Origin of the sequence: Streptomyces regalis (assembly GCF_001509475.1) — a bacterium.
Lineage (GTDB): Bacteria > Actinomycetota > Actinomycetes > Streptomycetales > Streptomycetaceae > Streptomyces > Streptomyces regalis.
Window position 1 is genome coordinate 1 of sequence record NZ_LLZG01000128.1, and the last position, 6,410, is coordinate 6,410.

Annotated in this window: 7 protein-coding genes; 6 read left to right on the forward strand and 1 reads right to left on the reverse strand. The window is 69.0% G+C overall.

From position 1 onward, the window contains the following. Window positions 1-217: TetR/AcrR family transcriptional regulator C-terminal domain-containing protein (locus ADL12_RS18305; RefSeq protein WP_208614562.1), on the forward strand; the 217-nt coding region annotated here is incomplete at its 5' end. Between the two features lie 156 nt (window positions 218-373). Here the strand turns inward: ADL12_RS18305 and ADL12_RS18310 are convergent. Continuing rightward, a complete protein-coding gene (locus ADL12_RS18310; protein WP_062703734.1) occupies window positions 374-745 on the reverse strand; it encodes an MFS transporter in 372 nt (123 codons plus the stop codon). A 297-nt stretch (window positions 746-1,042) separates the two neighbouring features. On the opposite strand from ADL12_RS18310, the gene ADL12_RS18315 reads away from it, so the two are divergent. From ADL12_RS18315 to ADL12_RS18335, 5 genes are all read left to right on the forward strand, one after another. Beyond that, window positions 1,043-2,563 (forward strand): carboxylesterase/lipase family protein, encoded by a 1,521-nt coding sequence (locus ADL12_RS18315; protein WP_062703735.1) that lies wholly within the window; start codon window positions 1,043-1,045, stop codon window positions 2,561-2,563. A gap of 279 nt (window positions 2,564-2,842) precedes the next feature. Continuing rightward, on the forward strand, window positions 2,843-3,817 hold the full coding sequence (locus ADL12_RS18320; RefSeq protein ID WP_062703736.1) for an ABC transporter substrate-binding protein: 975 nt from the start codon (window positions 2,843-2,845) through the stop codon (window positions 3,815-3,817). An 80-nt stretch (window positions 3,818-3,897) separates the two neighbouring features. Then, window positions 3,898-4,668, forward strand: a complete 771-nt coding sequence (locus ADL12_RS18325; RefSeq protein WP_062703739.1) for an ABC transporter permease — start codon at window positions 3,898-3,900, stop codon at window positions 4,666-4,668. Window positions 4,669-4,672: 4 nt separating this feature from the next. Then, entirely contained in the window at window positions 4,673-5,464 is a 792-nt protein-coding gene (locus ADL12_RS18330; RefSeq protein WP_062703737.1) for an ABC transporter permease, read from the forward strand. Window positions 5,465-5,477: 13 nt separating this feature from the next. Beyond that, window positions 5,478-6,314 (forward strand): ABC transporter ATP-binding protein, encoded by an 837-nt coding sequence (locus ADL12_RS18335; RefSeq protein ID WP_062703738.1) that lies wholly within the window; start codon window positions 5,478-5,480, stop codon window positions 6,312-6,314. The last annotated feature ends 96 nt before the right edge of the window (window positions 6,315-6,410 follow it).

Here is a 6,410-nt window from a genome sequence, read left to right on the forward strand (position 1 = left end):
AGCCGAAGCCCAGGCCGGCACACTCGACTTCCGTTCGGCCGACGGACAGCCACAGTCGGCATCCGAAGTGGCCGAACAGTTCCTCGGCATGATCTGCAGCCAGTTCCTGTGGCCTCAACTCGTACGAACCGACTTCGTCCCGCCCAACCCCACCGACGCCGCGATCGTGGACGAAGCCGTCGCCCTCATGCTCAGCCGCTACAGCACCGGATCCTGAACCCCGGACTACCAGTTCACGCTGCCAGGACCCCGAAACGCCGCCCTACCGGTACAGGTGCAAGTGGCCTCCCGGTACTGCCGGTGTGCGCCAGTCCGCGCCGCCGCCGAACGCGGCCACCGCTGGCGCAATCCGCTCTGGCGAAACACCGACGGCTCACTGGCCGCCTGGTAGCCGCACCCAGCACCACCAGTCGGCCCGACGTTGCTCGCCGGCGTGGTACGAGGTCATGAGCAGGCCCGTGGTGAGGGCGGCTCTGTGCGGTGGTGCGAACTCCATGGCCATGGCCAGGCACAGCGGTATGAGCCCGCCCAGCCCGAGGCCGGCGATGAACCGGCCGCACCCGAACAGTCCGACCCCTCCCGCCGTGGCGCAGATCGCCGAGCCGATGGAGAACAGCGTCACGCTGGAGACGAGCGTCAGCCGTCGGCCCAACCAGTCGGTGAGGTTTCCGGCCGTGAGCGCGCCCACGAGCATGTGGGGCATCACGGCGCCGTAGATGTTGACGTCCATGCCGTCGAAGAACACGGTCAGCCATCACAGGGCCAGCACAGGGAACACCGTGCGGAACGTGTGCGAGGGAGTCGACGCGGCGGACGTGGGGGGAAGAGAGCATCTGCGTCCTTGGAGATGGGGGGCCTCGAAGCGCGAGTCTGTCGACAAGTCGGTTCGCCTAGTGAAATATGGTTCACTTCAAGGGAGCATGAGTCTCGGACGACGGTCGGCCGGTGTCAATGGGAACGACCGGTATTCCGTCTCGGTCCCCCGACTTGCATCCCGTGCGTGGACCGTCTGCCCGGCAGCCGGTCCTTTGAGGAGCCATTGATGAGCAGTAGCGAGTTTCCTGAGGTCAGGACGGCGGCGGGCGCGGTGCGCGGTCGCCGCGAGGGTGGCCTGGAGGTCTTTCGGGGCATCCCGTTCGCCCAGCCCCCGGTGGGTGCGGCGCGTTTCGCGGCGCCGCGACCGGTGGACCGCTGGGACGGAGTGCGTGAGGCGTTCGCGTTCGGACCGCCGCCCCCGCAGGAGCCGATGGGCCCCGAGGTGGAACTCCCCGCCGGCCTTCCGGCCGGTGACGACTGGCTCACGGTCAACGTCTGGACGCCGGAGACGGACCCGGACGCACGACGGCCGGTGATGGTGTGGATCTACGGTGGCGCCTACAAGTTCGGCTCCGCCGACGACCCGGCCTACGACGGCAGTCGTCTCTCCCGCGACGGTGACCTGATCGTGGTCACCCTCAACTACCGAGTCGGGATCGAGGGGTTCGCCCTGATCGACGGCGCACCCGCGAACCGCGGACTGCTCGACCAGGTCGCCGCCCTGGAGTGGGTGCGCGAGAACATCAGCGCCTTCGGCGGCGATCCCGACCAGGTCACCGTCTTCGGCGAGTCCGCGGGCGCCGGGTCCGTCGCCGCGCTGATGGCCATGCCGCGTGCGCGGGGTCTGTTCCGGCGGGCCATCGCCCAGAGTGTGCCGGGTACGTTCTTCTCCGCCGCGCTGGCCGGTGACATCGCCGAAGCCCTGGCCGGCGGGCTGGGGCTGCGCCCGACGGTCGCAGATCTGTCCGGTGTGGACCCGCGCAAGCTGCCCGAGGCAGGAGCCGCACTGACCGCCGGGATGCGCGGGTACGTCGACCGCTGGGGCCCGGTCGCTCTGACCCCGACCCCCTTCTCGCCCGTCGTCGACGGCGATGTCCTGCCCACCACCCCGTGGCAGGCACTCACGAGCGGCGCCGCGCGGGACGTGGAGCTGATCGCCGGGCACAACCGGGACGAGTACCGTCTCTTCCTCATGCTCGGTGGGCTGCTCGGACGGGTGGACGAGGCCCTGGCCTCGATGGCGCTGGGCCTGTTCGGACCGGCACCCGACGGCGAACAGACCTACCGTGCAGCGTTCCCGGACGCCCCGTCGGAGTACCTGTTCGAACTGGTCCAGTCCGACTGGCTGTTCCGGATGCCCTCCCTTCACCTGGCGGAGGCGCAGGTGGCGGGCGGCGGCCGGGCGCACGTGTACGAGCTGACCTGGGCCGCACCCGCCAACGGCGGCGTTCTGGGCGCCTGTCACGGACTCGACGTACCCCTGACCTTCGGTGTGTACGGCGGCCTCGGCGCCATGCTGACCGGGCCCGTGCCCTCGCCCGAGACCGAGGCGCTCTCCGCCCGTTTCCGCTCCGCCTGGACCGCCTTCGCCGCCACGGGCGACCCGGGCTGGCCCGCGTACGACGCCGAGCGCCGCCTCGTCCAACTCCTCGACGCCGAACCGACGGTCACCAGGTACCCGGAAGAGGCCGCCCGCCGCATCTGGGAACACCACGTCTTCGCCCCGCTGCCTCTGACGGCGGCGTAGCCCGGCCACGTCGGGATTGCTTCGCTCCATGGTCGGCCAGGTGATGACCGGTCGGCCATGGCGACCCTGGCCCGCTGTCACCCTTCGCCGCGAACCGGATGCTGAGGGTCCCGGTCGCGTGTCCGCCGATGCCGTACGCCGGAAAGCCAAGCCTCCGTAACCGCTGCCGTACCGCCTCTTGACCTCGGTGCGGGCGGGGGCCTAGCGTCCGGCCTGTTGTGTTCGGCACACGAAAATTTGTGCGCTTGGCGCACGCATTGCTCCCTCAGGAGGGGCCCTATGCAAAGGCGCGTTTTTGGGCTTGCCGTCACGTTGGCGACGGTCGTGGCCGCGGCCGGATGTGGATCCTCGTCGTCCGGGGCCAGTGACTCGGCCTCCTCCGGCGGCGGGACCACGCAGGTCAAGGTCGGCGTCATCCCCATCGTGGATGTCACCCCGCTCTATCTGGGGCAGAAGAAGGGCTTCTTCACCAAGCACGGCATCGATCTGAAGATGGAGACCGCGCAGGGCGGTGCGGCCATCGTCCCCGGTGTGGTGAGCGGTCAGTTCCAGTTCGGGTTCAGCAATGTCACCTCCTTGATGATCGCTCAGACCAAGGGCGTGCCGATCAAGTCCGTGGTCAACGGAGTGGCCACCAACGGCAAGGTCGGGGCCGATGTCACCGGAGTCGCCGTCAAGAAGGACAGCTCGATCAAGTCCGCCAAGGACCTCGTCGGCAAGAACGTGGCGGTCAACACCCTTCAGAACATCGGGGACACCACCGTTCGCGAGTCGGTGCGCAAGGCCGGTGGCGACCCCTCCAAGGTCAAGTTCGTCGAGATGCCGTTCGACCAGATGCCGGCCGCACTGGACGGCGGACAGGTCGACGCCGCCTGGATGGGCGAGCCCGCGCTGACCATCGCCAAGGGCCAGGGCGCTCGTGTCGTCGCTTCACCCTTCGCCGAGACCGATCCGAAGCTCACCGTGGCGACGTACTTCACCTCCACGAAGCTCCTGGAGCAGAAGCCCGACCTGGTGAAGAAGTTCACCGCGGCCATGACCGAGTCACTGGAATACGCCTCCCAACACCCGGACGAGGCACGCCAGATGCTCACCAGCTACACCAAGATCAGTGGCCCGGTGCTGAAGGAGCTCACCCTGCCTACCTGGCCGACGGAGATCGACATGGCCTCGCTGCAGAAGCTGGCCTCGCTCGGCGAGCAGGACGGCATCTTCGGTGGCAAGAAGCCGGACCTGAACGCGCTGTTCTCATGACACCGTCGGCAACCACGTCCGTGACGACGAAGCCCGCCGGGACCGACACCGGTCCCGGCGCTGCCCGAAACCCGCGCCGCCTGGGCGGCGCCGCCGCTCCGCTGCGGGGCCTGGCCGGTCTGGCCGGCCTGGTGGTGGTCCTTCAAGTGCTGCCGCACAGCGGCCTGGTGTCCGGCGACTACCTCCCGCCCGCTTCGGAGATGGCCAGGGCCCTCTGGCACCTGCTCGCCGAGGACGCTTTCTGGACCGCCCTCGGTGACACCCTGACCGGATGGGGCCTGGGCCTGGCCATCGCCGTAGCGGCGGGGCTGGTGGCCGGAATCGTGATCGGTTCCGTGCCCGTCCTGCGGGCGGTGACCGCCTCCACGATCGAGTTCTTGCGTCCGATCCCGTCCGTGGCGCTGATCCCGGTGGCGGTGCTGCTCTACGGCACCGATCTGAGGTCGGTGCTCCTGCTGGTGGTCTACGCCTCGTTCTGGCAGGTGCTCGTCCAGGTGCTGGCCGGGACGCAGGACGTCGACCCGGTCGCCGAGGACACCGCCCGCAGCTACCGGCTGGGCGGCTGGGGGCGGGTGCGGTACGTGATGTGGCCCACCGCGCTGCCGTACGTCATGACGGGTGTGCGGCTGGCCGCCACCGTCGCGCTGGTGCTCACCATCACCGCCGAACTCGTCATCGGAGCCCCGGGCCTGGGCCACGAGATCGCCATCGCACAGACCTCCGGTGCCGTGCCGCAGGTATACGCCCTGGTCCTGGTCACCGGGCTGCTGGGGGTCGCCGTCAACCTCATGGCGCGGGCCGTCGAGCGTCGGGCGCTGCACTGGCACCCGTCCGTGCGCAGGGAGGGGTGACAGGATGTTCCGGACGACCGTCCTCACCGTGGGAAAGCGGGTCTCGCTGGTGCTGGGCCTGCCCGCGGCCCTGTTCGCCGTGTGGTGGTTCGCCACCGCCGGCAGCACCGACTTCTACGTTCCGCCGCTGTCCGTCATCCTGCAGAAATTCGGGGAGGTCTGGACGGGCGCGCGGCTGGAGTCGGACGTCCTGCCCAGTCTGCTCCGGCTCGGCGCGGGCTACCTCCTGGCCGTCGTCACCGGGGTCGGACTGGGGCTGCTGGTCGGTCTGAGCCGCATCGTACGGGATGTCCTGGAACCGGTCCTGGAGCTGTTCCGGGCCGTCCCGCCACCCGTGCTCGTACCGGTGATCATGTTGTTCGCGGGCATCGGCGACACCATGAAGATCATCGTCATCGTCAGCGGCTGCCTGTGGCCGATCCTGCTGAACACGGTCGAAGGCGTCCGTGCCGTGGACGAGGTGCTCAGCGACACCTGCCGCTCGTACGGCATCGACGGCCCCGCCCGCCTGTGGCACCTGGTGCTGCGCTCGGCGAGCCCGCAGATCGTCACGGGCATGCGGCAGTCGCTGTCGATCGGGATCATCCTCATGGTCATCAGCGAGATGTTCGCCGCCAGCAACGGCCTGGGCTTCACGATCGTGCAGTTCCAGCGGTCGTTCGCCATTCCCGAGATGTGGAGCGGTGTGCTGCTGCTCGGCCTGCTCGGGTTCGTTCTGTCACTGCTCTTCCGCCTCGCCGAGAACCGGGCCCTGGCCTGGTACCACGGCCTGCGCCGCGCCCAGCGCACCCCCTGACAAGGAGACGTCGATGCTCGACGTACGCAACCTGCAGAAGACCTACACCGGACGCAACCGCAACGTCGAAGCACTGCGGAACCTGACGTTTCACATCGACGCCGGCGAGCTGGTGTGCCTCGTCGGCCCGTCCGGCTGCGGCAAGACGACCCTGCTGAAGTGCATGGCCGGCCTGCTCACCCCCACCCGCGGCGAAGTGATGCTGGACGGCCGGCCGGTCAGCGGGCCACCTCCAGGCATGGCGGTGGTCTTCCAGGAGTACGGCCGCTCGCTGTTCGCCTGGATGAACGTGCGCGACAACGTCGCCCTTCCGCTGCGCCGCAAGAAGCTCGGCAAGGCCCGTGAGCGGGAACTCGTCGAACACGCCCTGGAGGTGGTCGGCCTGGCCGACGCCCACCACGCCCACCCCTGGCAGCTCTCCGGCGGCATGCAGCAGCGCGTCGCCATCGCCCGCGCCGTCGCGTTCGAGCCGAAGGTCCTGCTCATGGACGAACCCTTCGCGGCCGTCGACGCCCAGACCCGCGCCGAACTGGAGGACCTCATCCGGCGGTTGTGGCACGAACTCGGGGTTACCGTACTGTTCGTCACCCACGACATCGACGAAGCCGTCTACCTCGGCCAGCGCACCATCATCCTGTCCGCGTCACCGACGGTGGTGCAGGAGGACCTGACCATCGACCTCCCCGACGAACGCGACCAGTTGCACACCCGCTCCAGCACCCGCTTCGCGGAACTGCGCTCGCACGTCTACGAGCAGATCCAGCGCGCCAAACACCACAACGGCGACACCGAACGGACGGGGACGGCCGACCCCAGTGATGACCTCGCCCTGCAGAACTCGGAGCCCTAGGGCCAATGCTGTTGCTTTACGGTTCTGCGGGTTGAGGGCGCTGGATGCGGATAGCTTGGGTGCCGGTGCGGGTGGGTTGGGGCCAGGCGCGGTGTC